This is a genomic window from Pseudomonas sp. E102 (genome assembly GCF_052660185.1).
In genome coordinates this window covers 5,184,080-5,205,463 of sequence record NZ_CP084025.1, presented here as the reverse complement: position 1 = coordinate 5,205,463, position 21,384 = coordinate 5,184,080, and the positions used below count along the sequence as shown (strand labels likewise).

The following is a 21,384-nucleotide window of genomic DNA, read 5'->3' as shown; positions in this document are numbered from 1 at the left end:
GAGACAGCCTACATCCTGTGGGAGCGAGCTTGCTCGCGATTATGAGCGCAGCGAATGCGGCCGTTAAGGAAACCTGGACCCGACGCTTCTCCGCCACCCAACTGCGCCCGTACAGTACGACGATCGCCAGGATCGCCACCACCTGGGCGGTCAGCGAATAAGCATCGGCATGAATGCCCAGCCAGTCGAACTCGAAGAATGCCACCGGCCGCGTGCCGAATATCCCGGCTTCCTGCAGCGCCTTCACGCCATGGCCAGCGAACACCACCGACAGCGCACAAAGCAACGCGGCGTTGATGCTGAAGAACAGCGCCAGGGGCAGTTTCGCAGAGCCCCGCAAGATCACCCAGGCCAACCCGACCAGCAACACCAGCGCCGTCGCGCCGCCAGCCAATACGGCGTCATGACCGGCGGGACCGGCCTGCAGCCACAGGGTCTCGTAGAACAGGATCACTTCGAACAATTCGCGATAGACCGAGAAAAACGCCAGGATCGCGAATCCGAAACGGCCACCGCCGCCCACCAGGCTGCTTTTGATGTAATCCTGCCAGGCCGCGGCGTGACGCCGGTCATGCATCCAGACACCCAGCCACAACACCATCACGCTGGCGAACAACGCGGTGGCGCCTTCGAGCAACTCACGCTGGGCGCCGCTGACGTCGATCACATAGGCGGCCAGCCCCCACGTCGCCAGGCCGGCGAGCAATGCCAGCCCCCAGCCGATGTTGACGCTGCGAACCGCCGACTGCTGGCCGGTGTTGCGCAAGAATGCCAGGATAGCCGCGAGCACCAGGATCGCTTCCAACCCCTCGCGCAACAGGATCAGCAGGCCAGAGATGTAGCTCAACGACCAGCTCAAGCCATCGCCACCCAACAGGCCGGCGGATTCCTTCAACTTGGCCTTCGCCGCGTCCAGGCGTTGTTGGGCCTGGTCCACTGGCAAGCCATCCTGTAAAGACTGACGGAAAGCCATCAACGCCTTTTCGGTGTCCTTGCGCACATTGGCGTCGACGTTATCGAGCGAACTCTCCACCAGCTCGAAGCCTTCCAGGTAAGCCGCGACCGAAAGGTCGTAGGCCTGGTCATGATCACCGGCGCGATACGCCGCGATGCTTTTGTCCAACGTCGTGGCGGTGTAGTCGAGCAACTGCGCCGGGCCGCGCTGCACTTGCGGCGGCTGGGCACGTTGGGCGCGAAACGTCGCTGCTGCCGCGGGCCCTTGGGCAGCCAGGATTTCGGCCGGAGTCTGGCGGGCCAGATCGGCCAGGTTGTAGGTCAGCTCGCTTTTTGTCGCGGCCGGGTCGGCGCTGAAGCTGGCAATGTAAGTTGCCAGGTCCCAGCGCTGGCGGTCGTCGAGCTGGTCGGCGAAAGCTGGCATGTCCGTGCCCTCGACGCCCATGCCCAGGGTGTTGTAGATCGCGTAGAGGCTCAGGCGATCCAGGCGCTGGCCATCACGCAGGTTCGCCGGTGGCGGCTCCAGGCCGACGCCGGCCGGACCATCGCCAGCACCGGTGTCACCATGGCAAACCGAGCAATTCTGCGCGTACAACGGCGCACCGCGCGCCGGATCCGGGGTAATGATCGGCGCTTGGCTGACTTCGTACGCCACCGCCAGCCTTGCCCCCAACTGCCGAGCCAGGCGGGCGACGTCGTCGCCGTCCCGGCGTTCGGTGATAGCCCCGCGCAACGTGCCGATGCCTTGGGTCAACTCAGCCTTTTCCGGCTTGGCCGGCAGCGCAGCAATCAACCCCTCCAACACTTGGGTGAACTCCAGTCGCTCGCGGTATTCCGAATCGTCGATGACTTTTCCCGCTTCGACAGTCGCTGGGTAATCCGCCCCGATGTAATCAAGCAGGTGCAAGGCCTGGGGAGCGCCTTCAGTGGTATCGGCCAGCAGATCGGCGCTGCACAGCGCCAACAACGGCAGCGCTAGCCAAGCCAGGAAACGAAACGGGGCAGGCATGAATGACTCTCGGTTGGAAATAAGAAGTAACATATTGTTCACTTCCAATGCGCTTGGCTCAAGTACCGATGTGTTTTCCACGCACATTTTCATCGGATCTTCATGGTTTGGAAGTGACATCACAAAAACATCATTTGGCGATTAAAAAGCCACTACGCGGTCAATCCTCCTGTTTATAATGCGCCGCCCTCTTATTTGTTGAAGGCATAAGAGCTCCTCTGTCCATGAGGAACCGACGGCGCTCCCGTGCCCCGTTCGTGGATCGCCCCAGCCCGACCCGCACACCTGGCTGATATTCAGGGAAGAAGTGTTCATGGCATCCCGTGCCTGTTTTCCGGTCGCCCTCTGCGCGATCACTCTGCTGTCCGGCTGCTCGGCCTTTCGCAACTACGACAGTGAATTGGCCCAGACCAATCAGCAATTGGCCTCCGGCAATGTCGACGCGGCGCTGGCCCTGCTGGAGAAGAACAACTCCAGCCAAGATAAAGACCTGCTGTATTTCTTCGAGAAGGGCGAGTTGCTGCGGGCCAAGGGTGACCTCTCCGGCAGCCAGGCGGCCTGGGGCAGCGCAGACCAGCAGGTTGGCCAATGGGAAGACGCGGTCAAGCTCGACACCGCCAAGTACCTGGCGCAGTTCGGCAGCTTCCTGGTCAACGACAAGGTCCGGCGCTACGAGGGTTATGACTATGAGAAGGTCATGCTCACCACGCAGATGGCCTTGAACCTGCTGGCGGTGAATGACTTCGACGGCGCACGGATGCAGATCAAAAAGACCCACGAGCGCGAAGCGGTGATTGCCGACCTGCGGGACAAGGAATATCTCAAGCGTGAAGAGGACGCCGAAAAGCAAGGAGTCCGGACCGAATACAAGGACCTCAAGGGTTACCCGGTTGCCAGCCTGGACGCACCGGAAGTGGTCAGCCTGAAAAACAGTTACCAGAGCGCGTTCAGCCATTACCTGGCGGGCTTCGTGTACGAGGCGTTGGGCGAAAAAGACCTGGCCGCGCCGGGTTACCGTAAAGCCGCCGAACTGCGCCCCAATACCCCACTGCTGGAGCAGGCGCTGCTCAATCTCGACAAGCCCGCCGCCAAGGACGACGACAGCGATATCCTGATCGTGGTGCAGAGCGGGCTGGCGCCCTCCCGGGATTCGATCCGTATCCCGCTGCCCCTGCCCATCAGCGGCAACGTGGTTATCACGCCGTTGTCATTCCCGCTGATCAAGCCGGACACGTCCACCGCCACCTTCGCCCAGATCGGCGTCGACGGCCGGCAACTGGACCTGACCTCACTCAACAGCACCACGGCCATGTCGCGCCGCGCCCTGCGCGATGACATGCCGGGAATCATCCTGCGTACCACCGTACGCGCGGTGAGCCGTGGCGTGGCGCAAAAGCAGATCAACGAAACCAATCCCCTGGCCGGCCTGGCCGTGGGCATTACCTCGGCCGTGCTTGAAGGGGCCGACACCCGGACCTGGCGCACCCTGCCGGATTACACCCAGGTGGTGCGCCTGCGCCTGAAAAAAGGCGAGCACCAGGTCACCTTGCCAAGCGTGGTCGGCGGCTCGGTGGTGAAGGTCAAGGTCGATCAGCGTTACCAGGTCATCACCCTGCGGGCGGTGGGCAACCAGGTGTTCGCCGGCGGCCTGGCGGCCCAGGTAATCCCGAGCGCCAATCCCACCGCCATCGCTCTCAAGCAACCTTAAGAACGGAGTCTTGTTCACATGCGTTTAAAACTGATCGCCGTCGGCGCCCTGGCCTTGCTGGCCGGCTGCGCCACCCCACCGCCACCGGAGCCGGGCAGCGCCGCCAGCAAGGTCGTGGCAATGGGCAAGACCAAGAACATCGTAGTGGGCGCCATGCGCGTCGCTCGGGAAAACGGCTACATGACCGTCAATGTGCAGCTGAGCAACACCAGTTTCAACAACAAGAATATGTATTACCGCTTCGCCTGGCTGGGACCGGAAGGCTTCCCCATCGCCGAGGAAGAAAGCTGGAAAAGCCTGACGCTGTACGGCGAACAGACCCGCTTCCTGCCGGCCATCGCACCGACACCCAAGGCGGTGGATTTCCGACTGGAAATCAACACCCCGTGAGGTGCTGAAACCTGTGGGAACGAGCTTGCTCGCTCCCACACCAGCCCCCGAGTGATGCCTGATCCCTTTATTCAGCTTTTGAGAGCAACCCCTATGTTCCTACGCATTTCCTCCCTTGCCCTCGCCGCCCTGCTCGTCAGCGGCTGTGCGAACAACTCACCGGTCCTGGGCAACAAGAACATCAGCTATGGCGACACCAAGGCCGTGGAAACCGTCACCAACGAATTCGGCTCCACCGATCTGCAAATGATCGCCGAATCCATGACCCGCTCCCTCGCCCAGTCCGGCGTGCTGCAGGGTCGCCCAGTGGTCCAGGTCTATGACGTGAAGAACAAGACCAGCGAGTACATCGATACCCGGGAAATCACTACCAGCATCAAGACCCAACTCATGAAGACTGGCGCGGCGCGCTTCGCCAGCGACAACAACGCCATGGACAGCCAGGTCGACCAGCTGAAGTTGCAGAACCAGAGCGGCCTGTACAAAAAGAGCACCGTGGCCAAGACCGGCAACATGATCGCCGCCAAATATCGTATCGAGGGCTCCATCAGCTCGATCGTCAAGCGCAGCGAAGATTACAAGGACGTGTTCTACAAGTTCAGCCTGCAACTGATCGACGTCGAAAGCGGCCTGGCCGAGTGGATGGACGAAAAAGAAATCCGCAAGACCACGGAGCGTTAAGCCATGCGCACATGGATCGCAATGATGGCCCTGGCTTGCGCATTCACTGCGCAAGCGGCCCCAAAAGTCGCGGTGACGGATCTGGCGTACCAAGAACGCGTCGAGGAATACATCCACTCGGTTTCGGCCCAAAGCAACTTCCAGGCAAGCCCGTACAGCGCCAGCGCGTCGTCGAGCTACGACGAGATGGAGGCCACCAGCAGTTACATCGAGCAGGGTGAGCTGCGCAAGTTCACCGGTGATATCAAGGGCGAGATGCTGCGCAGCGGCATGTTCCAGCTGGTGCAGGGTACGCCGTATACCGCGTCGTCCAAGGGCGACGTATACGACGTTATCAAGCGTATCAAGGCGGGGAACTTCAAGGGGGCCGACTACGTGCTGTTCGGCACTGTGTCAGACATCGACTTCACCCGCGACATCAATGAGCTTGGCACTGCCGACAGCTACTCGGCGGTGCTGGCCCTGACGTTGGTGGCGGATTTCAGCCTGATCAACACCAAGACCTTTGAAATCACCTCGGCCTTCACCGCCATGGGCGAAGGCCAGGACACCAAGCTACTGAACCACCGTGACGTGCGCATCAGCCTCAATCGTCCGCGGGTCGTGCGTGAAGTGTCCAAGGCGCTGGGGGAGGATGTGGCACGGCAGTTGAGCGAACAGCTCGGCGGCCCGATCCAGGAGCAAGCCGGCGAACCTGTGCAGCGCAACAATCTGCCGAGGGACACGGCGCCAGTGATCCTGCGCTGATCCTCAGTCGGGTAACTGATTTTGGGGTGAGGGGATGGCTCCCCTCACCCCATTGGTTTACACCGCAGCCTTGCGGATCGTCGCCAGCAAACCCGCCGCGCCAATGAACAATCCGGCAAAGGTCCGGTTCATCCGCCGTTGCTGCTTAGGGGTACGCAACAGGCGCAACACCTTGGACGCCAGTCCGGTGTACCCGGCCATGACAATCAGATCGACGCAAATCATCGTCACGCCAAGGATCAGGTATTGCTTGACCAAAGGTGCATGGGGATCGATGAACTGTGGCAGCACGGCGAGCATGAACACCAGGGCCTTGGGGTTGCTGATGTTGACCAGAAAGCCGCGAAACACCAGCGCCAAGGGCTTGCCGATGGGGCGCACCGCCGCGTCGTCGCTGAGGTCGCCGGGGACGGCCCGCCACTGCTTGACGCCCAGGTAGACCAGGTACGCCACGCCGAACCACTTGATTGCATAGAAGGCGGTTGCCGACGCGGTGAGGATCGCGCCCACGCCTGCCGCGACAATTGCGATTTGCAGCGCCAGGCCCAATTGCAGGCCCAAGGCGTTCCAATAACCGCGCCAGAAGCCGTATTGCAAGCCACTGGACATCGATGCAATGGCACCGGCGCCCGGCGAAAGACTGATGACCCAGCAAGCGGCGAAAAACGCCAGCCACGTTTCCAGCAACATTGCACACCTCGGCTCAGATCCATCGAAACGACTAAGCTAATGCGCCGCCGGGCCGGTGGCCATTCTTTTTTTCAGGGGACGCCAGGGTAGGTGCAGGGTTATTCGACGAAACCGCCGACCGGAAACGCCTCGCTGCCGCGCCAGCGCCGCACCGACCGTTGGAAAAACAGGCTATTGGGCACCTGAACCATGGAACTGCCGGTGCCGAGTTCCTCGGGTTCGATCAATGTGGTGTAGAGCAGATTGATCGCCACCACCCGCCCCTTGATGCCTGGCTTGTCGGTGGCTTCCACCAGCTCGACTACATCGCCCAGGCGGAACGGGCCGACGGTGTAGATCAGGATGGCACACAGCAAATTCGACAATACGCTCCAGATGGCAAAGAACGCGACCGCCGCAACGGCAACGAACCCCGACAGCGCGGTCCAGAGCACCGTGGCCGAGACACCGAGGCGCTCCAGCGCCACCAGCACTGCGCTGCCCATGATCAACCAGCGCAGCACGCCGCGCAGGATGATCATCAGCTGGGTCGGCAATGGATAGCGCTCGCCGAGCCCCGTGAGGAAGCGCGCCACGAACCGCTGGGCAACATAACCTACCAACAGGATCAGCAGGATTTGCACACCGAGCCAGATCGGCTCGATCCACAGGACCGGTATGGGCAAGGACAACGCTTCCATCAGGACAACGCCTCCAGCTCCGCTTGCAGGTTTTCCAGCAACTCCAGGGCTTGCATCCACGCCTCCTCAAGTTCCGCTTCCCGAACCTTCAGCTTGGCCTGTTCGGCCAGCAGATCACGCAGCTCGTCCTTGCGTGCCGCCTCGTAGAGACCACTGTCCCCGAGGCTGGTTTCGATTTTTTGCAGCTTTTCATGCAGCTTGCCCAGCTCGCCTTCGAGCTTGTCGGCTTCGCGCTTGTGCGGCGCCAGTTGCTGGCGCAACGCCGCGGCGGCCTGGCGTTGGGCTTTCTTGTCGGTTTTGTCCGGGTTGACCTGCGCGCTGCTGACCGGTGCGTTGCGCTGGCGATAATCCACCAGCCAGCGCGCATAGTCTTCAAGGTCGCCGTCGAACTCTTCGACTTTACCGTCCGCGACCAGATAAAAGTTGTCCGTGGTGCTCTTGAGCAAGTGCCGGTCGTGGGAAACCACCAGCACCGCGCCGCTGAATTCCTGCAAGGCCATGGTCAGGGCCAGGCGCATCTCCAGGTCCAGGTGGTTGGTCGGTTCGTCGAGCAACAGCAGGTTCGGCCGCCCCCAGGCGATCAACGCCAGGGCCAGGCGGGCTTTTTCGCCGCCGGAGAAATTCAGAACCGGCTCGTCGATGCGCGCCCCGCGGAAATCGAAACCACCGAGGAAGTCCCTGAGTGTCTGCTCACGCTCGGTTGGCGCCAGGCGCTGCAAGTGCAGCAGCGGGCTGGCCTTGGCATCGAGGGAATCCAGCTGATGCTGGGCAAAGTAGCCGACCACGGTGTTTTCACCGCGCGTCAGGCGCCCGGCCAGGGGCTGGAGCTCACCGGAAAGGTTTTTGATCAGGGTCGATTTACCGGCGCCGTTAGGCCCCAACAGACCGATCCGCGCGCCGGGGGTCAGTTGCAACTTGACCTTCTCCAGCACGGTTTTTTCGCCATAGCCCAGTCGTGCATCCGACAGGTCAATCAACGGGCTGGAGATCTTCGACGACTCGCGGAAAACAAAATCGAATGGCGAATCGACATGGGCCGCCGACAGCTCTTCCATCCGCTCCAGGGCCTTGATCCGGCTCTGCGCCTGGCGAGCCTTGGTGGCTTGGGCCTTGAAGCGAGCGATGTAGCTTTCCATGTGCGCGCGCTGCGCCTGCTGTTTCTCATAGGCTTGCTGTTGCTGGGCCAGGCGCTCGGCGCGGGCACGCTCGAAGGCGCTGTAGCCGCCGCGATACAAGGTGAGCTTGCGCTGATCGACATGGGCTACGTGATCCACCACGGCGTCGAGGAAATCCCGGTCGTGGGAAATCAGCAACAACGTGCCCGGATAGCTCTTGAGCCAGTCTTCGAGCCAGATGATGGCGTCGAGGTCCAAGTGGTTGGTCGGTTCGTCGAGCAACAGCAAGTCCGACGGGCACATCAGGGCTTGCGCCAGGTTCAGGCGCATCCGCCAACCCCCGGAGAAATCACCGACCTGACGGTCCATCTGTTCATTGGTAAAGCCCAGCCCGGCGAGCAATTTACGAGCCCGGGCGTCGGCGGTATAACCGTCGGCGCTGTCGAGCTCCGCGTGCAGGCGAGCTTGAGCGGCGCCGTCATGGGCGGCTTCGGCTGCGGCGAGGTCGCGCTGGACCTGACGCAGGCGCAGGTCGCCATCGAGCACATAATCCACCGCCAGGCGTTCGAGGGTGTCGACCTCCTGACGCATATGGGCGATGCGCCAATCGGCGGGCAGCAAGCAATTGCCGGAGTCCGGGTGCAACTCGCCGCGCAACAAGGCGAACAGGCTCGATTTGCCGGCGCCGTTGGCACCGATGAGGCCGGCTTTGTGGCCGGCGTGCAGGGTCAGCTCGGCGTCTTCTAGCAGACGTTGCGGGCCACGCTGTAAAGTCAGGTTCTGAAGTCGAATCATAATGGCGGCGGAGTCTACCAGCTTCGCCCGCAACTGGCGCGAGTAGCACGATGTCGTCTGATCTGTGGAGCTTTTCGATCAACCTCTACGCCAAGCCTGGTGTGGAATCCGCGTGCCTGGCACTACAGACAGGTGGCGCGAACGTGTGCCTGCTGCTCTGTGGGCTGTGGTTGGAACAACGCGGCGTGAGCTGTGATGAGCAAAAGCTGCAGCAGCTTAAGCATCTGGCCGGACCATGGGACTCGACCGTCGTGCAACCGTTGCGCAAGTTACGCACCCAATGGAAAAACCTTGCCCTTCAGGATCCAGGGCTGGGTGGCTTGCGCGAACAGGTCAAGAAACTGGAACTGGAAGCCGAACGGCTATTGCTTGAGCGGCTGGAGGCAACGGTCAAGGACTGGCCAACGGGACAATCCTTGGATTCAGCGCAGTGGCTGCAAAGGCTTGCGGCAAATGCCGGCCAAGCCAACCACGACGCGCTGCATCAGCTGCGCGTCGCGGTTTCCGGCACTTAGGAAGCGCGGGGTGGAGTGGGGCTTGGGGCGGTGGCTACACTCGGGTTCAGTGCCGGTGCTGGCGTACCAGCCGTTGGCGCGGGGGTCGCCGTTGGAGCTGGCGCAGCAGGTTTGGCAGCCGGAGCGGTTGCCGGTTTTGCAGCGGCTGGCTTGGCGGCTGGCTTTTTCACGGCCGGCTTCGCAGCGGGCTTGGCGGCGGCAGGTTTGGCGGCAGGCTTGGTCGCGGCAGGCTTGGCGGCAGCGGCGCTCGCTGGTTTGGCTGCAGCCGGTTTAGCCGCAGGCTTAGCCGCAGCTTTGGCAGGCGCCTTGGCGGCGACTGGCTTGGCCGCGGATTTCGCAGCAGGTTTGGCAGCAGCAGGTTTGGCAGCAGTGGCCTTGGTCGCAGTTGGCTTGGCAGCCGGCTTCGCAGCGGGTTTGGCGACCGCTTTCACAGCCGGTTTGGCAGCGGTGGCTTTCGTTGCCGCAGGCTTGGCGGCAGCGGTTTTCGCCGCGGGCTTGGCAGCCACTTTGGCAGCAGGCTTAGCGGCGACAGGTTTGGCAGCGGCTGCTTTTACGGCAGGCTTGGCGGCAGCTTTGGCGGCCGATTTTTTCGCAACGGGTTTCGCCGCGCTGGCAGCAACCGGTTTTTTCACGGCAGGTTTGGCCACTGGCTTGCTGGCTGCCTTTGCCCCTACCTTGGTCACTGGCTTGGCGGCCACTTTTGTTGGAGTTTTTGCCGCGACAGGTTTAGCCGCTGGCTTCTTGGCCGATACAGCGGCAGGCTTGGCCGCGCGAAGCGTCAGCGCCTTGCCTGCGGCTTCCTGGACGCGACCCACGCCTTGGGCCAGCTTCAGGCTTTCCTGGGCGTCACGCTTGAGTTGCAGGATGTAGGCGCGGGTTTCGGATTGACGATCCTTCAGGGCATCGAGCAGGTTCTCGAGTTCCTTCACGGCATCCTTGGCCTTGGCTTGTGCCTTGGCTTTGCCAGCGGTTGCCGCGTCTTGCAGTTTGGTGCGCGACTTGTGAAGTTTTTCCTGCGCCTTGCCGCGTTGTTTTTCCAGCTTGGCGAGTAGTTTTTCAGCATCAGCCAGGGCTTGGGAGCAGGCATTTTCCAGATGCTCGAGCAAGCTGCCCGACAGTTGTTGGAGCAAGTGCAACGGAGTGTTTACAGGCTTCTTAGTGGCCGACATGGTTTACCTCCTGACTGACGTGAGTGCGGCTCATACTAGACCTCTGCTGCAACCGCCGCTAGGGCATGTTGACACTACACAAGGCGTTGCGTTGCACAGCACAAGAAATCTTCTGCGCCGGCGCCTGGGCAATTCACTTTTACTGTTTGCGGCACTGGCATAATCCCTCGAATCGAGGCCGGAGAAAGTACACATGTCGCGTCATCTTTTTTTACTTCTTTGCATGATTTTCCCAGTGGCCCAAGCCACAGAAAAACCCAACGCAAACGAAGCCCGGGAGCTGGCCTACAGTCTTGGCGCGAGCCTGGGGGAACGCCTGCGCCAAGACGTACCCGACCTGCAGATACAAGCCTTGGTCGAGGGCCTGCAACAGGCCTATCTTGGCAAGCCGCTGGCGTTGGACGATGAACGCATCGAAAGGATCCTGGCCGAACACCAGGCGCAGTTGACGGCGCAATCGGCGACGCCGCAAGACCAAGTGGCGCTGAAGACCGAGCAGAAGTTTCTCAACGAGGAAAAAGGCCGGCCAGGCGTCCAGCAATTGCCGGACGGCATCCTGTTGACCGAACTCAAGCCAGGCAGTGGCACGAAAGCCGGCCCCCACGGCAAGGTCCAAGTGTTGTATGTCGGTCGTCTGCCGGACGGCACGGTGTTCGATTCCAACCATCAGGCACAGTGGTTCAATCTTGATAGCGTGATCGATGGCTGGCGCAGTGCATTACCGCAGATGCCCGTAGGCGCGAAGTGGCGGTTGGTGATTCCTTCAGCCTTGGCCTATGGCGCCGAAGGTGCCGGAGACGTTATTCCACCTTTCACGCCCCTGGTATTTGAAATTGAACTGCTGGGCGCGACGACTTGACGCCCTGAAAAGAAAAACGGCACGCAATGCGCACCGTTTTCTGTCCCGAAGATGTTCTCAAGCCTGGACCGCAGCTTCTTCCTTGTGGGCGTTGTGCAGCACTTCGATCAGGCAGTCTTCCAGCTCGAAACGCTCGTGCAACAAGCCGCCCAGTTCCTTGAATTTTTCCGCCACGCATTTGCCTTCATCGCACAGGTCGTTGAAGGCCAGCAGCTTCTCGGTGATGACATCGATGCGCGGGTAAATCGTGTCGGCCAGTTCCAGGCCGCGCTTGTCATTGAAGGCCTTGGCCTCGCCCGTGAGTTGCTCGTAGATCTCGAAATGACCCGCGGACACATAGTCCACCAGCACACCACAGAACTCTTGCAAGGGCTTGCGGCTTTCACTCAGTGCTTCAGGCTTGTCGCCAAGAGCATCATAGGCTCGAACCAGTTCGTGACGCTCCTGCAACCAACGGTCGATCAGCAGATGCACCCCACCCCAGCGTTCCTGAGCATTCTGACAACTTTCGAGCATGGTGATTTCTTCCCTTCTGAGTCACGCCCCTCGCCGTCTGAAACACCCGCCTGAATGATCAGGAGCAAGCCAGACACAACATGATCGAGTGGCATGATTCCAATGATACGTGCGGGCCAGATTATGCCCGCGCGACAACTGCTTCAAGGTACGCAGGAGAGAAAGTTCATACAAGTGTTTAATCCAGCGCCCGGACCAACTGCGACGTCTCGCCGCCGAGCGGCCGTACCAGGGCATCCCAGACCAGGCGCAACAGCAGGTAAGTCATCGAGACAGCAACGGCGAGGAAGAACAGCAGGCTCCATTCGGGGATGCTCAGGTCGAACAGCGTCCAGGTGACACTCGCACAGTCGGGGGCACCATTGGCGACGCGATGCGCGGCACTCCACCACGAGTCCACTTCCGGCAATTGGGCCACGCAGTCAGGCAGCAGCTCATTTGACTCGCTTTGCACCAGTACATTGCGCCAAGCCAACGCCAACCCTGCCGATGCAAAGGCAGCCCCCATCGCTGCATAGGCGATGCAGCCCTTGCGGGTTGGGCCATGCACGCACGCCACGAGGCAATTCACCAGCAAGAGCATCAGGCACAGCCGCTGCAAGATACACAGGCTGCAAGGGAACAGGCCAACCGCGTATTCCAGATAACTGGCGACGCCCATAGCCAGGGCAGCAGCGATGGAAGCCATGAGAAACAAGAAGCGTGAGCTGGCCAGAGACATGGCGGATCCGTAACAGAAGAGACAAGCTGTAACGGTAGAGGAAAGCCCCTGGGCCTTTCAAGGCAGCCCCGCGCAGACACTTCACCAGAGGTGTAGGGAATTCCCGACAGGCCAAAGAGGATTCAGCTCAGTGTGCTGTAGGACTTCGCTGAGCGCTTGGTCAGACCCCAAAAAACCGGGCCGGGATTCGCCACCGTTTGCCTCAGGATGGGCACGACGCCGTGGCGAGAGAGTGTGCTCTCCCTTCCCTGCGGTTCATACCCACCTCAAAGAGTCTTCGTCCCGCCTCAAGTTGATAGGACTTGAGGCGAAACCGGCAGCGGCGCCGCAAGCAAGCGCTCATCCAGCAACCCCAACCCCTCCTGGAACAGCTGGTTGCTTCGCTCGGCATCCCCCAACTGCGCCAGCAGCCGCGCCAACTCGGCGCAAGCTTCGGGGTTGCGCTGCATGCGCAGGCTGCTTTCCAGATAATCCCTTGCCTTGCCCCACAGGCTGTTCTGCAGGCACAGGCGCCCGAGCGTCAGGAGCAGGCTCGGATCATTCGGATGATCCTTGAGCCAGCCTTCAGCCACCTGCAGTTGCCGGCTCGAATCCGCGCCACGAACCAGGCCATACAGGCGCGCCAGGTGGCTGTCGTAGTTGCGCTTGAGCGCAGCGCGCAGCACCTCTTCCGCCTCTACCTGGGCACCCAGTTGCCGGAGCTGCTCGGCGTAGGCCAATACCAGTGCCGGTTCCTGGCGCTGGGCGGAAGTCAGTTGCTGCCACGCGCGATCAAGCGATTGCAGGCCAACACTGCCATCGGCCTCGCGGTGGGCTGCCAGGGTGAGGTTTTCGCCCCAGGCCCGGCGCTCCAGTTCTGCCAGTTCGGCGGCAGGCAGGACCTTGTCCTTGCGCAACTCGGGCAGCAACCGGATCACCGCCGGCCAATCCCCCCGCTGCTGGTGCAAGCGTTGCAGCTGACGCAAGGCCTGGGTGTTATGGGGGTAGCGTTCGTGCATGGCTTGCAGGGTAGTCAATGCACCGTCTGTGTCGCCACGGTCCATCTGCAACTGGGCGTGAGTCAGCGCGATAGCCAGCTCCGCCTGGGGCTGACGCTCCAAGGCGCGCTCCAGCAAGCTGTCGCTCTGATCGTAAAGGCCCTGCTCGTTGGCAGCGCGAGCGGCGCCGAGGTAATACAGCAACGGCTGCCGCTCGGCTTCGGCGGCACGATGCAAGTGCCGTTGGGCGCTGGCCCAGCGTCCCTCTGCCAGGTCCAACTGTCCGTGCTCGATTGCAACCTGGATTCGACGACTGCGGTTGCGCCGCGACCACGGGTTGACCACGCCGGTCGAGGTGGTCACCAGCCCAATCAGCGCGGTGACACCTCGCCACAGCAACCAAAGCACCGCGATCAATGCCAGCGTGACCCACAACCCGGCCTCGTAGCGGAAGTTCTTGTACGCCACCAACACGTAACCCGAATGCTCGGCAATCGCGACGCCCAGCACAGCGGCAACGGCGATGACCACGAACAGAATCACGTAGAGGCGCTTCATGGCGTGGCCTCCTGCTCACCTGCCTTGGGCAACGGCTTGACCGATTCTTCGGCGTTCACGTTGCGGCGTTCAAGATAGGCCTGGACGGCGCTGAGCGTGCCGGTCATGTCTGGCGTGACCACCGTCACCGGCATCTTGCCCAGCTCAACGACTCGCTCCAGCATGATTTTGCTTTGCGGGTTGTCCTGGTTGAAATTGTTCTTGAGGACGTCACGGGCTTCGGCCAGTGCCTGGGTGTACACCGGCGCCTGGCCGTTGAGGGCGGCCCATTGCGCCTGCTCCAGGGCCAGGCTCAAGGCCAGGCGCACCTGCATCAGGCTCTGGCCGGCGAGGAGCGGACGGACATTTTCATCGGCATTGAAATCGATGCGGATGTAGCGCGAAATACGATCCCACCACTGCGACCACTGGCTGGCGCCGTCGCCATCGGCGGTCAGCCCCAGCAGGGATTCACCGCGGTCCTTGTATTCGGGAGCGATTTCCGACAACTGCAAGACCTGGTCACGCAGGGCGCCCAACTGGAGGAACAGGCCGGTGCGATCCGGCTGCTCTGTGCTGCGCAACGCAGCGAGGGTCTTGGCCAGCTGTTCGCGGGCAGCGAAGGACCCAGGATCGTTTTGCTCGCGAAGGATCTCATCGGCACCCTGCACAAGGGCCTGGGCACTGTTGATGTCTTGCAGGGCGGAAAGTCGCAGGCTGGCCAGGCGCAACAGGTGCTCGGCTTCGGCCAGGCGCCAGTCCTTGCGGCTGGAACCAAGCACGGTTTCCAGGCGCTGGTTCAGGCGCTGCTGGTCGCCTTGCAACTGGGCGACCTGACGTCGCCGCTCTTCCAGCTCTTGAGCTGGAGGCAACTGCTCCAGGCGTTCGCTCAGCCGCTGCTCGTTGAGCTTGAGGTTCTGGGCCTGGTCGTTGAGTGCCTGGACCTGAGCGGCCTGCTGCTGGGTATTGGCTTGCAGGTGACGCACTTGCCAGATACCCCATCCGCCCACGGCCACGCCGGCAGCGCCCAACAATAACGCGACAATCGCAAGCCCGTTACCGCGACGCGGCGCCACCGGCACCGACGGGTCAGTCGGAGCTTCGACCGCTGGCTGATCTTGATCTTTTGGCAAGGCTGTTTCGCTCACGTATCCATCCTTTGCATTAGAAAACGGCACGGACTGTTCCCGTAAAGCCGCCAGCAAAGCCGCGGCACTGGCGCCACGACAATCCACAACTGTCCTGGCCCCGGCGGCACGCGCCATCTCGGCGACCCTGGGGCTTGGAACAAACAAGGGTAGCCGCGCCAGGGCGGGCCACGCGTCACCGGCCAGCCGGTGCAGATGCTCGAAGCTCTGCCCACTGCTGACCACCAGCGCGTTCAAGCGTTCCGCCTCGACCTTCGCTGGCAACTCGCCTTCGCCGTAGTGCGGCAAGCCGCGACGGTACAACTCCAGGTAGTCGACACTAGCACCTTGCTCTCGCAAACGCTCTGCCAGCAAACCGCGCCCACCCTCGCCACGCACGATCAAGACACGTGCGTCAGGCCGGTCGATAGCCTGGCGCAACGCCGCCAGCTCAAGCAGGGCTTCGCTGTCGTCACCGTTTTCGGGGTAAAAAACGCGGAGGCCGGCATCGGCCAGAATTTGCCCGGTCGCGGCGCCTACGCTGAACCAGGGTTGCTCTGGAAGGCGCGGCCAGTATTGACGCAGCAACTCCACGGCCAAGCGTGCCGCAGGCTTGCTGACGACGATCACCGCGCTGTACCGATCCAGAGCCTGGAACTTGTCTCGCTCGGACTCGGACAGGGGGACCGGCGTGATATCCAGCAGCGGCATGGCGCTGCTATGGATGCCCGCCTGCGCCAGAACGGCCGCCAACGCAGACGACTCGTCCGCCGGCCGGGTCAGTAGCAGCCGCCATCCCGTCACGCGTCGCCGGCCTCGCCGTAGACTTTCTTGAGAATATCGTCGGCGCCTTGGCTCAACAGGTCCTCGGCGACGCGCACGCCCAACGCCTCGGCATCGCGACGCGGCGCCCGGGCCTCGGCGGCGAGCAGTTGGCCGCCACTCGGATCGCCCACCAGGCCCCGCAACCAGACCTGCTCACCTTCAAGGACGGCGTAGCAGGCGATCGGCACCTGGCAGCCGCCGTTCAAATGCTTGTTGAGTGCCCGCTCGGCGAAGACTCGGATAGCCGTGTCTTCATGGTGCAGCGGCGCCAGCAGAGCGTGAATCTCGCTGTCGGCGCTGCGGCATTCAATGCCCACCGCCCCCTGCCCTCCGGCCGGCAGGCTGTCATCGACGCTGATGGCCGAGGTGATGCGTTCTTCGAAACCCAGACGGATCAGGCCCGCTGCGGCGAGGATGATCGCGTCGTACTCGCCGGCGTCGAGCTTGGCCAGGCGCGTGTTGACGTTGCCCCGCAGGAAGCGGATCTGCAGATCAGGGCGACGGGCCAGCAGCTGTGCCTGGCGGCGCAGGCTCGATGTGCCCACCACACTCGCGGCGGGCAGCGCGTCAAGGCTGGAAAAGTCGTTTGAGACGAATGCGTCGCGCGGATCTTCCCGTTCGCAGATGCAAAAAAGGCCCAGGCCTTCGGGGAAATCCATGGGCACGTCTTTCATTGAATGCACGGCGATATCGGCTTCATTGTCCAGCAAGGCTGTTTCCAGTTCCTTGACGAACAAGCCCTTGCCACCGATTTTCGAGAGTGGCGAGTCCAGCAGCTTGTCGCCGCGACTGACCATGGGCACCAGCGTCACGACCAGCCCCGGATGGGCCGTTTCGAGGCGGGCTTTGACGTATTCGGCCTGCCAGAGGGCCAAGGCGCTTTTACGGGTGGCGATGCGGATCTCGCGAGGGGACATGGATCAATCCGTACTTAAAAGATACGGCAGATAATAACAGCTCAGCCAAAACCGCTTTGACTTGAATCACGACGTCGCGGCCTCCCTGGCCGCCAATCCTGGAAACGGAACGCTCGAGGACGTCGCGCTAGAGCTGCTGCATCATCTTGCGCACGCCGGCGACATGCCGCCGACTGACGATCAGCGCGTCGCCATTCAATCCCTTCAGGTACAGCTGGAAATGCCCCAGCGGCGTACGCTGCAAGCGCTCGATACGTTCGCGGGCCACCAGGGCGTTGCGGTGGATACGCACGAACCGCTCGCCGAACTCATCCTCGAGAGCCTTGAGCGGCTCGTCCAGCAACACTTCACCGCTTTCGTGACGCAAGGTCACGTACTTGTGGTCGGCGATGAAATAAACCACTTGGTTCAAGGGGATCAATTCGATGCCCTTGCGGGTCCGCGCGCTGATGTGGCTGCGTGGGCCACTGCCACTCTCGGCGGCCGGGCGGGTGAGCGCCGCCAACTGCGTGCGGTTCGGCCGCTCGGCCTTGCGCAACGCCTCCTCCAGCGCTTGGATGGACACTGGCTTGAGCAGATAGCCCACGGCACCGGTCTGCAATACCTCGGGAGGAAACTCGTCACGCGTGGTGCAAAACACCACCGCCGGAGGTGACTCGCGCTCGCAGAGCTTCGCCGCGACCTGCAAGCCGTCGAGACCCGGCATGCGAATGTCGAGCAGCACGATATCCGGCTTGTGGCTGTCGATTAGGGCCAATGCCTCTTCGCCATTGGTGGCGCTCGGCTCCAGGACACTGTAACCCTCGAGTTCACGGAGCAATCGGCTCAGGTCCTCGCGGGCCAGTGGTTCGTCGTCAACGATCAGGACATTCATATAGCGCTGGATTCCTGCGTGAGTCTCGCACAAGGATAGCGTAGACAGGGGAAGTGACATCCGTCACCGCGATCCACGCTAAGACTCGTCCGAGGGCCAAAAAGTGCCGCGAGGCGGTTGTCGATCTTTACCAGCGCTTGCCCACCGATGCTCGAGGCCTGTTGTCGCACAGCGTCGCCACAGGGTTTGTTAAGACTCGATCTGACCAATATGAGCACCCCCCTTTAATGGTGCGTCCGATGCGTCCAGGATGAAAAAGCAAAGACCTACCGTCCACTGTAGACGGTTGCCACGACGATATTGCTCAATCGAAAAATATCCTTGTGCAAAAAACCCGTGCAATGGTTGACCCGCACGGTAAAAAACCTGCCGAGCAGTGCCAGCGCCAGCCCCGGCAACCCTGTTATCATCCGGGCCAGCGTTAACCGTTATCTTTTTCCAGCCGATCACGAGCGAATTCATGAGCACTGACAAGACCAATCAGTCCTGGGGCGGCCGCTTCAGTGAACCCGTCGACGCTTTCGTCGCCCGCTTCACCGCCTCCGTCAACTTCGACCAGCGCCTGTATCGCCACGACATCATGGGCTCGATTGCCCACGCCACCATGCTGGCCAAGGTCGGCGTGCTGACCGATGCCGAGCGCGACAGCATCATCGATGGCCTGAAGACCATCCAGGGCGAGATCGAGGCCGGCCAATTCGACTGGCGCGTTGACCTCGAAGACGTGCACATGAACATCGAAGCGCGCCTGACCGATCGCATTGGCGTGACCGGCAAGAAACTGCACACCGGCCGCAGCCGCAACGACCAGGTCGCCACCGATATCCGCTTGTGGCTGCGCGATGAGATCGACCTGATCCTGGCCGAAATCACCCGCTTGCAAAAAGGTCTGCTGGAACAAGCCGAGCGCGAGGCCGAGAGCATCATGCCGGGCTTCACGCACCTGCAGACCGCCCAACCTGTAACGTTTGGGCATCACATGCTGGCCTGGTTCGAAATGCTCAGCCGTGACTACGAGCGCCTGGTGGATTGCCGCAACCGCACCAACCGCATGCCCCTGGGCAGCGCCGCGCTGGCCGGCACCACCTACCCGATCGACCGTGAATACACCGCCCAGTTGCTGGGCTTCGACACCGTCGGTGGCAATTCGCTGGATAATGTCTCGGACCGCGATTTCGCCATCGAATTCTGCGCCGCCGCGAGCATTGCCATGATGCACTTGTCGCGCTTCTCCGAAGAGCTGGTGCTCTGGACCAGCGCGCAGTTCCAGTTCATCGATTTGCCCGACCGTTTCTGCACCGGCAGCTCGATCATGCCGCAAAAGAAAAACCCCGACGTACCGGAACTGGTACGCGGCAAGAGCGGCCGGGTGTTCGGCGCATTGATGGGCCTGCTGACCCTGATGAAAGGCCAACCGCTGGCCTACAACAAGGACAACCAGGAAGACAAGGAGCCGCTGTTCGACGCTGCCGACACCCTGCGTGATTCGCTGCGGGCGTTCGCCGACATGATCCCAGCCATCAAGCCCAAGCATGCGGTCATGCGCGAAGCGGCCCTGCGCGGTTTCTCCACCGCCACCGACCTGGCCGATTACCTGGTGCGCCGTGGCCTGCCGTTCCGGGACTGCCATGAAATCGTCGGCCATGCCGTGAAGTATGGCGTAGACAGCGGCAAGGACCTGGCAGAGATGAGCCTGGACGAACTGCGCCAGTTCAGCGACCAGATCGAGCAAGACGTGTTCGCCGTGCTGACCTTGGAGGGTTCGGTCAATGCACGTGATCACATTGGCGGCACCGCACCGGCGCAGGTCAAGGCCGCCGTGGTGCGTGGCCAGGCGCTGATTGCCAGCCGCTAAAAAGCCAAAAGCATCGCGAGCAGGCTCGCTCCCACATTTGATCTGCGCAGGCTCACACAATATGTGATCACTGAAGATCTAACCGTGGGAGCGAGCCTGCTCGCGATGGCGACCTGTAAGGCGCTAGAACTTCACTTCCTGGCAGCAATCTTCGCCAAAAATGCGGGCATCTCAGCATCCCGATCCGCCGCGATCCGCCGCACGTGCGGATTCTGCTCCAACAACTCCATCAAGCTCCTGGCTGCCGGCATGTCCGCCAACAGATCGATGTCGAAGACTTTCCTGCCCACCTGCAAAACCAACGAAAGGCTGTAGTAGAAATACAGGTCCGCGATGCTGAACGTCTCTCCCGCCACATAAGGCGAAAACTTGCCGTGCCGGCTGAGCGAAGCGAACCCCAACAGCAATTCACCTCTGGCCTTTTCCTTGATCGCATCGGGCACCGACATGCCGAAAAACGCTTCCGGATAACAGGCGCGCCCCGGCAGCTCGATGTACAGCTCGATTTCCCGGCACAAGGCCAATACCTGGGCGCGCTCGAACGGGTCCGTTGGCAGCAAGGCCTTGCCTGGCTGGGTTTGCTCGATGTACTCGAGGATCACGCTGGTCTCGTTGATGAAACCCTGCTCGGTCTTCAGCACCGGAACCTTGCCGCGCGGGCTGATGGCCAGCGCTTCCGGAGTCTGGGCGCCAAAGAACTGGACTTCTTCGAAGGGCACTCCCTTCTCCAGGAGAGCCAGCTTGACCATGTTGTAATAATTGCTGACAGAAAAACCATAAAGCTTGAGCATTCCATAGCCTCCAGGCCGTGCGGGGTTGGCAGCCTTGGGTTATAGACCGCCGGCGTGTTTCGCGCCAGGCGCATCACGCCGCTGAATACAGGTAAACTGGCGCCTTTTCCCAGAGGAGGCTGCCATGAGCGAGCCCATCGACAACGGCAACGACATTGACGAAGAAGAGTTCGTCGAGAATACGCTGATCCAGGCCATCGAGAATCAGATCGAAAGCGACAATCCACCAGCGGCCAAGGCCACGTTCAACAAGCTGACCCTGGTGGGTTATGAGCGTGAAGAAATTCTCAACCTGATGGCCCACGTACTGGCGGTGGAAATCGACGCGATCCTCGAAGAAGACCGTCCGTTCAATACCGAGTGGTACGAAGCTGCATTGCGCGCCCTGCCCGAGTTGCCGCCGGAAAAAAACTAAGCTGTTCTTGTGGCGAGGTAGCTGGCTCCCTCGCCATGAAAAAGTTCCCGGACAAAAAACCATGACTCTGACACTGGACAGCTCGCCCAAGTGCGCTCACCTTAGTGACGCTGTCGTCCAAATTCCTAGAAAGTCTGGAGTCCTTATGTCGCTTACCCCTGAGCTGGTTGCCGAACTGGAAATCCTTGCACTCTTCAACCTGGACAGTTCCCAGGAAGGCCTGAAAATTCATCAGACCGCTGCCCCCAAAGCCATCGCCGCTGCCCAACGCCTGTTTGACAAAGAACTCATCACCCAACCCGATGGCGGTTACCTGACCAGCCTGGGCCGTGATGCCGCACAGAATGTGCAAACGGTCCTGACGATTCTTAGCGTCCAAGAAACCGCCTGATTTTCCGCCTCGCCCACGGGAATCCCTCTGCTCGGGATTTCCGCAGGCGCGTGGCGCCTCCGTAAAAATACTTGGCTCGACCGCGTTTTCCAGCTCAAGAATTCCAGGAACCGGGCGCTATCCTGC

At 61.5% G+C, this 21,384-nt stretch carries 21 protein-coding genes and 3 pseudogenes; 9 read left to right on the top strand and 15 right to left on the bottom strand.

Annotated elements, in window-relative coordinates:
• Positions 1–67: 67 nt before the first annotated feature.
• Positions 68–1,963, bottom strand: a pseudogene (locus tag DOCECA_RS23455) (FTR1 family protein); the annotation flags it as partial.
• Between the two features lie 313 nt (positions 1,964–2,276).
• On the opposite strand from DOCECA_RS23455, the gene DOCECA_RS23450 reads away from it, so the two are divergent.
• The 4 genes from DOCECA_RS23450 (at position 2,277) to DOCECA_RS23435 (ending at position 5,489) form a co-directional block, all read left to right on the top strand.
• Positions 2,277–3,671, top strand: coding sequence for a COG3014 family protein (locus DOCECA_RS23450; protein WP_445571162.1), 1,395 nt, complete (start codon positions 2,277–2,279; stop codon positions 3,669–3,671).
• Positions 3,672–3,689: 18 nt separating this feature from the next.
• Positions 3,690–4,061, top strand: a complete 372-nt coding sequence (locus tag DOCECA_RS23445; protein WP_420765129.1) for a DUF1425 domain-containing protein — start codon at positions 3,690–3,692, stop codon at positions 4,059–4,061.
• 93 nt (positions 4,062–4,154) lie between these two features.
• On the top strand, positions 4,155–4,742 hold the full coding sequence (lpoB, locus tag DOCECA_RS23440) for a penicillin-binding protein activator LpoB (protein WP_030138155.1): 588 nt from the start codon (positions 4,155–4,157) through the stop codon (positions 4,740–4,742).
• A gap of 3 nt (positions 4,743–4,745) precedes the next feature.
• Positions 4,746–5,489, top strand: a complete 744-nt coding sequence (locus tag DOCECA_RS23435) for a penicillin-binding protein activator LpoB (protein ID WP_445571161.1) — start codon at positions 4,746–4,748, stop codon at positions 5,487–5,489.
• A 57-nt stretch (positions 5,490–5,546) separates the two neighbouring features.
• Here DOCECA_RS23435 and rhtB read toward each other — a convergent pair whose 3' ends face one another.
• From rhtB to DOCECA_RS23420, 3 genes are all read right to left on the bottom strand, one after another.
• Positions 5,547–6,179 carry a homoserine/homoserine lactone efflux protein gene (gene rhtB, locus DOCECA_RS23430; RefSeq protein ID WP_420765131.1) on the bottom strand — a complete coding sequence of 211 codons (633 nt, stop codon included), beginning with the start codon at positions 6,177–6,179 and terminating at the stop codon, positions 5,547–5,549.
• Positions 6,180–6,277: 98 nt separating this feature from the next.
• Positions 6,278–6,859: a mechanosensitive ion channel domain-containing protein gene (locus tag DOCECA_RS23425; RefSeq protein WP_420765132.1), complete on the bottom strand. Its 582-nt coding sequence runs from the start codon at positions 6,857–6,859 to the stop codon at positions 6,278–6,280.
• Entirely contained in the window at positions 6,859–8,769 is a 1,911-nt protein-coding gene (locus tag DOCECA_RS23420) for an ATP-binding cassette domain-containing protein (protein WP_434649701.1), read from the bottom strand. Before DOCECA_RS23420 ends, DOCECA_RS23425 begins: the two co-directional genes overlap by 1 nt.
• Positions 8,770–8,819: 50 nt before the next feature.
• On the opposite strand from DOCECA_RS23420, the gene DOCECA_RS23415 reads away from it, so the two are divergent.
• Positions 8,820–9,284, top strand: a complete 465-nt coding sequence (locus DOCECA_RS23415; RefSeq protein WP_445571160.1) for a TIGR02444 family protein — start codon at positions 8,820–8,822, stop codon at positions 9,282–9,284.
• Here DOCECA_RS23415 and DOCECA_RS23410 read toward each other — a convergent pair.
• Positions 9,281–10,453 carry an AlgP family protein gene (locus tag DOCECA_RS23410; protein WP_445571159.1) on the bottom strand — a complete coding sequence of 391 codons (1,173 nt, stop codon included), beginning with the start codon at positions 10,451–10,453 and terminating at the stop codon, positions 9,281–9,283. The genes DOCECA_RS23415 and DOCECA_RS23410 overlap by 4 nt on opposite strands.
• Positions 10,454–10,646: 193 nt before the next feature.
• On the opposite strand from DOCECA_RS23410, the gene DOCECA_RS23405 reads away from it, so the two are divergent.
• On the top strand, positions 10,647–11,312 hold the full coding sequence (locus tag DOCECA_RS23405; protein ID WP_420765136.1) for an FKBP-type peptidyl-prolyl cis-trans isomerase: 666 nt from the start codon (positions 10,647–10,649) through the stop codon (positions 11,310–11,312).
• A gap of 57 nt (positions 11,313–11,369) precedes the next feature.
• On the opposite strand, the gene DOCECA_RS23400 is transcribed toward DOCECA_RS23405, so the two are convergent.
• From DOCECA_RS23400 to DOCECA_RS23360, 9 genes and pseudogenes are all read right to left on the bottom strand, one after another.
• Positions 11,370–11,828 carry an Rsd/AlgQ family anti-sigma factor gene (locus DOCECA_RS23400; RefSeq protein WP_039590209.1) on the bottom strand — a complete coding sequence of 153 codons (459 nt, stop codon included), beginning with the start codon at positions 11,826–11,828 and terminating at the stop codon, positions 11,370–11,372.
• A gap of 178 nt (positions 11,829–12,006) precedes the next feature.
• On the bottom strand, positions 12,007–12,549 hold the full coding sequence (locus DOCECA_RS23395; protein WP_445571158.1) for a disulfide bond formation protein B: 543 nt from the start codon (positions 12,547–12,549) through the stop codon (positions 12,007–12,009).
• Positions 12,550–12,836: 287 nt separating this feature from the next.
• Positions 12,837–14,084 carry a heme biosynthesis protein HemY gene (locus tag DOCECA_RS23390; RefSeq protein ID WP_420765138.1) on the bottom strand — a complete coding sequence of 416 codons (1,248 nt, stop codon included), beginning with the start codon at positions 14,082–14,084 and terminating at the stop codon, positions 12,837–12,839.
• Positions 14,081–15,211 (bottom strand): uroporphyrinogen-III C-methyltransferase, encoded by a 1,131-nt coding sequence (locus DOCECA_RS23385; RefSeq protein WP_434651221.1) that lies wholly within the window; start codon positions 15,209–15,211, stop codon positions 14,081–14,083. Before DOCECA_RS23385 ends, DOCECA_RS23390 begins: the two co-directional genes overlap by 4 nt.
• A gap of 84 nt (positions 15,212–15,295) precedes the next feature.
• Positions 15,296–15,994, bottom strand: a pseudogene (locus tag DOCECA_RS23380) (uroporphyrinogen-III synthase); the annotation flags it as partial.
• A complete protein-coding gene (gene hemC, locus DOCECA_RS23375) occupies positions 15,991–16,932 on the bottom strand; it encodes a hydroxymethylbilane synthase (RefSeq protein WP_434561665.1) in 942 nt (313 codons plus the stop codon). The pseudogene DOCECA_RS23380 and the gene hemC, both read right to left, overlap by 4 nt.
• A 127-nt stretch (positions 16,933–17,059) precedes the next feature.
• The gene (locus DOCECA_RS23370; protein WP_420765140.1) at positions 17,060–17,806 is read right to left on the bottom strand and encodes a LytR/AlgR family response regulator transcription factor; all 747 of its coding nucleotides are present in this window, start codon (positions 17,804–17,806) and stop codon (positions 17,060–17,062) included.
• A pseudogene (locus tag DOCECA_RS23365) lies at positions 17,803–17,952 on the bottom strand (sensor histidine kinase); the annotation flags it as partial. The pseudogene DOCECA_RS23365 and the gene DOCECA_RS23370, both read right to left, overlap by 4 nt.
• Positions 17,953–17,995: 43 nt before the next feature.
• On the bottom strand, positions 17,996–18,268 hold the full coding sequence (locus DOCECA_RS23360) for a hypothetical protein (protein ID WP_434608905.1): 273 nt from the start codon (positions 18,266–18,268) through the stop codon (positions 17,996–17,998).
• Between DOCECA_RS23360 and argH the strand changes: the two genes are divergently transcribed.
• Positions 18,267–19,661 (top strand): argininosuccinate lyase, encoded by a 1,395-nt coding sequence (gene argH, locus DOCECA_RS23355; protein WP_445571157.1) that lies wholly within the window; start codon positions 18,267–18,269, stop codon positions 19,659–19,661. The genes DOCECA_RS23360 and argH overlap by 2 nt on opposite strands.
• A gap of 131 nt (positions 19,662–19,792) precedes the next feature.
• Here the strand turns inward: argH and DOCECA_RS23350 are convergent, their stop codons facing one another.
• On the bottom strand, positions 19,793–20,452 hold the full coding sequence (locus tag DOCECA_RS23350) for a glutathione S-transferase family protein (protein ID WP_445571156.1): 660 nt from the start codon (positions 20,450–20,452) through the stop codon (positions 19,793–19,795).
• 124 nt (positions 20,453–20,576) lie between these two features.
• On the opposite strand from DOCECA_RS23350, the gene DOCECA_RS23345 reads away from it, so the two are divergent.
• Both DOCECA_RS23345 and DOCECA_RS23340 read left to right on the top strand, forming a co-directional pair.
• Positions 20,577–20,867 carry a hypothetical protein gene (locus DOCECA_RS23345; RefSeq protein ID WP_420765143.1) on the top strand — a complete coding sequence of 97 codons (291 nt, stop codon included), beginning with the start codon at positions 20,577–20,579 and terminating at the stop codon, positions 20,865–20,867.
• 145 nt (positions 20,868–21,012) lie between these two features.
• Entirely contained in the window at positions 21,013–21,258 is a 246-nt protein-coding gene (locus DOCECA_RS23340; protein WP_030129110.1) for a TIGR02647 family protein, read from the top strand.
• Positions 21,259–21,384 lie beyond the last annotated feature (126 nt).

Bases quoted from the DNA above. Each gene is read 5' to 3' on its own strand.
- DOCECA_RS23350 (WP_445571156.1), bottom strand. From the start codon at position 20,452: ATGCTCAAGCTTTATGGTTTTTCTGTCAGCAATTATTACAACATGGTC.
- DOCECA_RS23395 (WP_445571158.1), bottom strand. From the start codon at position 12,549: ATGTCTCTGGCCAGCTCACGCTTCTTGTTTCTCATGGCTTCCATCGCT.
- DOCECA_RS23415 (WP_445571160.1), top strand. From the start codon at position 8,820: ATGTCGTCTGATCTGTGGAGCTTTTCGATCAACCTCTACGCCAAGCCT.
- DOCECA_RS23360 (WP_434608905.1), bottom strand. From the start codon at position 18,268: ATGAATTCGCTCGTGATCGGCTGGAAAAAGATAACGGTTAACGCTGGC.
- DOCECA_RS23370 (WP_420765140.1), bottom strand. From the start codon at position 17,806: ATGAATGTCCTGATCGTTGACGACGAACCACTGGCCCGCGAGGACCTG.
- DOCECA_RS23345 (WP_420765143.1), top strand. From the start codon at position 20,577: ATGAGCGAGCCCATCGACAACGGCAACGACATTGACGAAGAAGAGTTC.
- rhtB (WP_420765131.1), bottom strand. From the start codon at position 6,179: ATGTTGCTGGAAACGTGGCTGGCGTTTTTCGCCGCTTGCTGGGTCATC.
- DOCECA_RS23420 (WP_434649701.1), bottom strand. From the start codon at position 8,769: ATGATTCGACTTCAGAACCTGACTTTACAGCGTGGCCCGCAACGTCTG.
- DOCECA_RS23405 (WP_420765136.1), top strand. From the start codon at position 10,647: ATGTCGCGTCATCTTTTTTTACTTCTTTGCATGATTTTCCCAGTGGCC.
- DOCECA_RS23410 (WP_445571159.1), bottom strand. From the start codon at position 10,453: ATGTCGGCCACTAAGAAGCCTGTAAACACTCCGTTGCACTTGCTCCAA.
- DOCECA_RS23435 (WP_445571161.1), top strand. From the start codon at position 4,746: ATGCGCACATGGATCGCAATGATGGCCCTGGCTTGCGCATTCACTGCG.
- argH (WP_445571157.1), top strand. From the start codon at position 18,267: ATGAGCACTGACAAGACCAATCAGTCCTGGGGCGGCCGCTTCAGTGAA.
- DOCECA_RS23400 (WP_039590209.1), bottom strand. From the start codon at position 11,828: ATGCTCGAAAGTTGTCAGAATGCTCAGGAACGCTGGGGTGGGGTGCAT.
- DOCECA_RS23425 (WP_420765132.1), bottom strand. From the start codon at position 6,859: ATGGAAGCGTTGTCCTTGCCCATACCGGTCCTGTGGATCGAGCCGATC.
- lpoB (WP_030138155.1), top strand. From the start codon at position 4,155: ATGTTCCTACGCATTTCCTCCCTTGCCCTCGCCGCCCTGCTCGTCAGC.
- DOCECA_RS23450 (WP_445571162.1), top strand. From the start codon at position 2,277: ATGGCATCCCGTGCCTGTTTTCCGGTCGCCCTCTGCGCGATCACTCTG.
- DOCECA_RS23445 (WP_420765129.1), top strand. From the start codon at position 3,690: ATGCGTTTAAAACTGATCGCCGTCGGCGCCCTGGCCTTGCTGGCCGGC.
- DOCECA_RS23390 (WP_420765138.1), bottom strand. From the start codon at position 14,084: ATGAAGCGCCTCTACGTGATTCTGTTCGTGGTCATCGCCGTTGCCGCT.
- DOCECA_RS23340 (WP_030129110.1), top strand. From the start codon at position 21,013: ATGTCGCTTACCCCTGAGCTGGTTGCCGAACTGGAAATCCTTGCACTC.
- hemC (WP_434561665.1), bottom strand. From the start codon at position 16,932: ATGTCCCCTCGCGAGATCCGCATCGCCACCCGTAAAAGCGCCTTGGCC.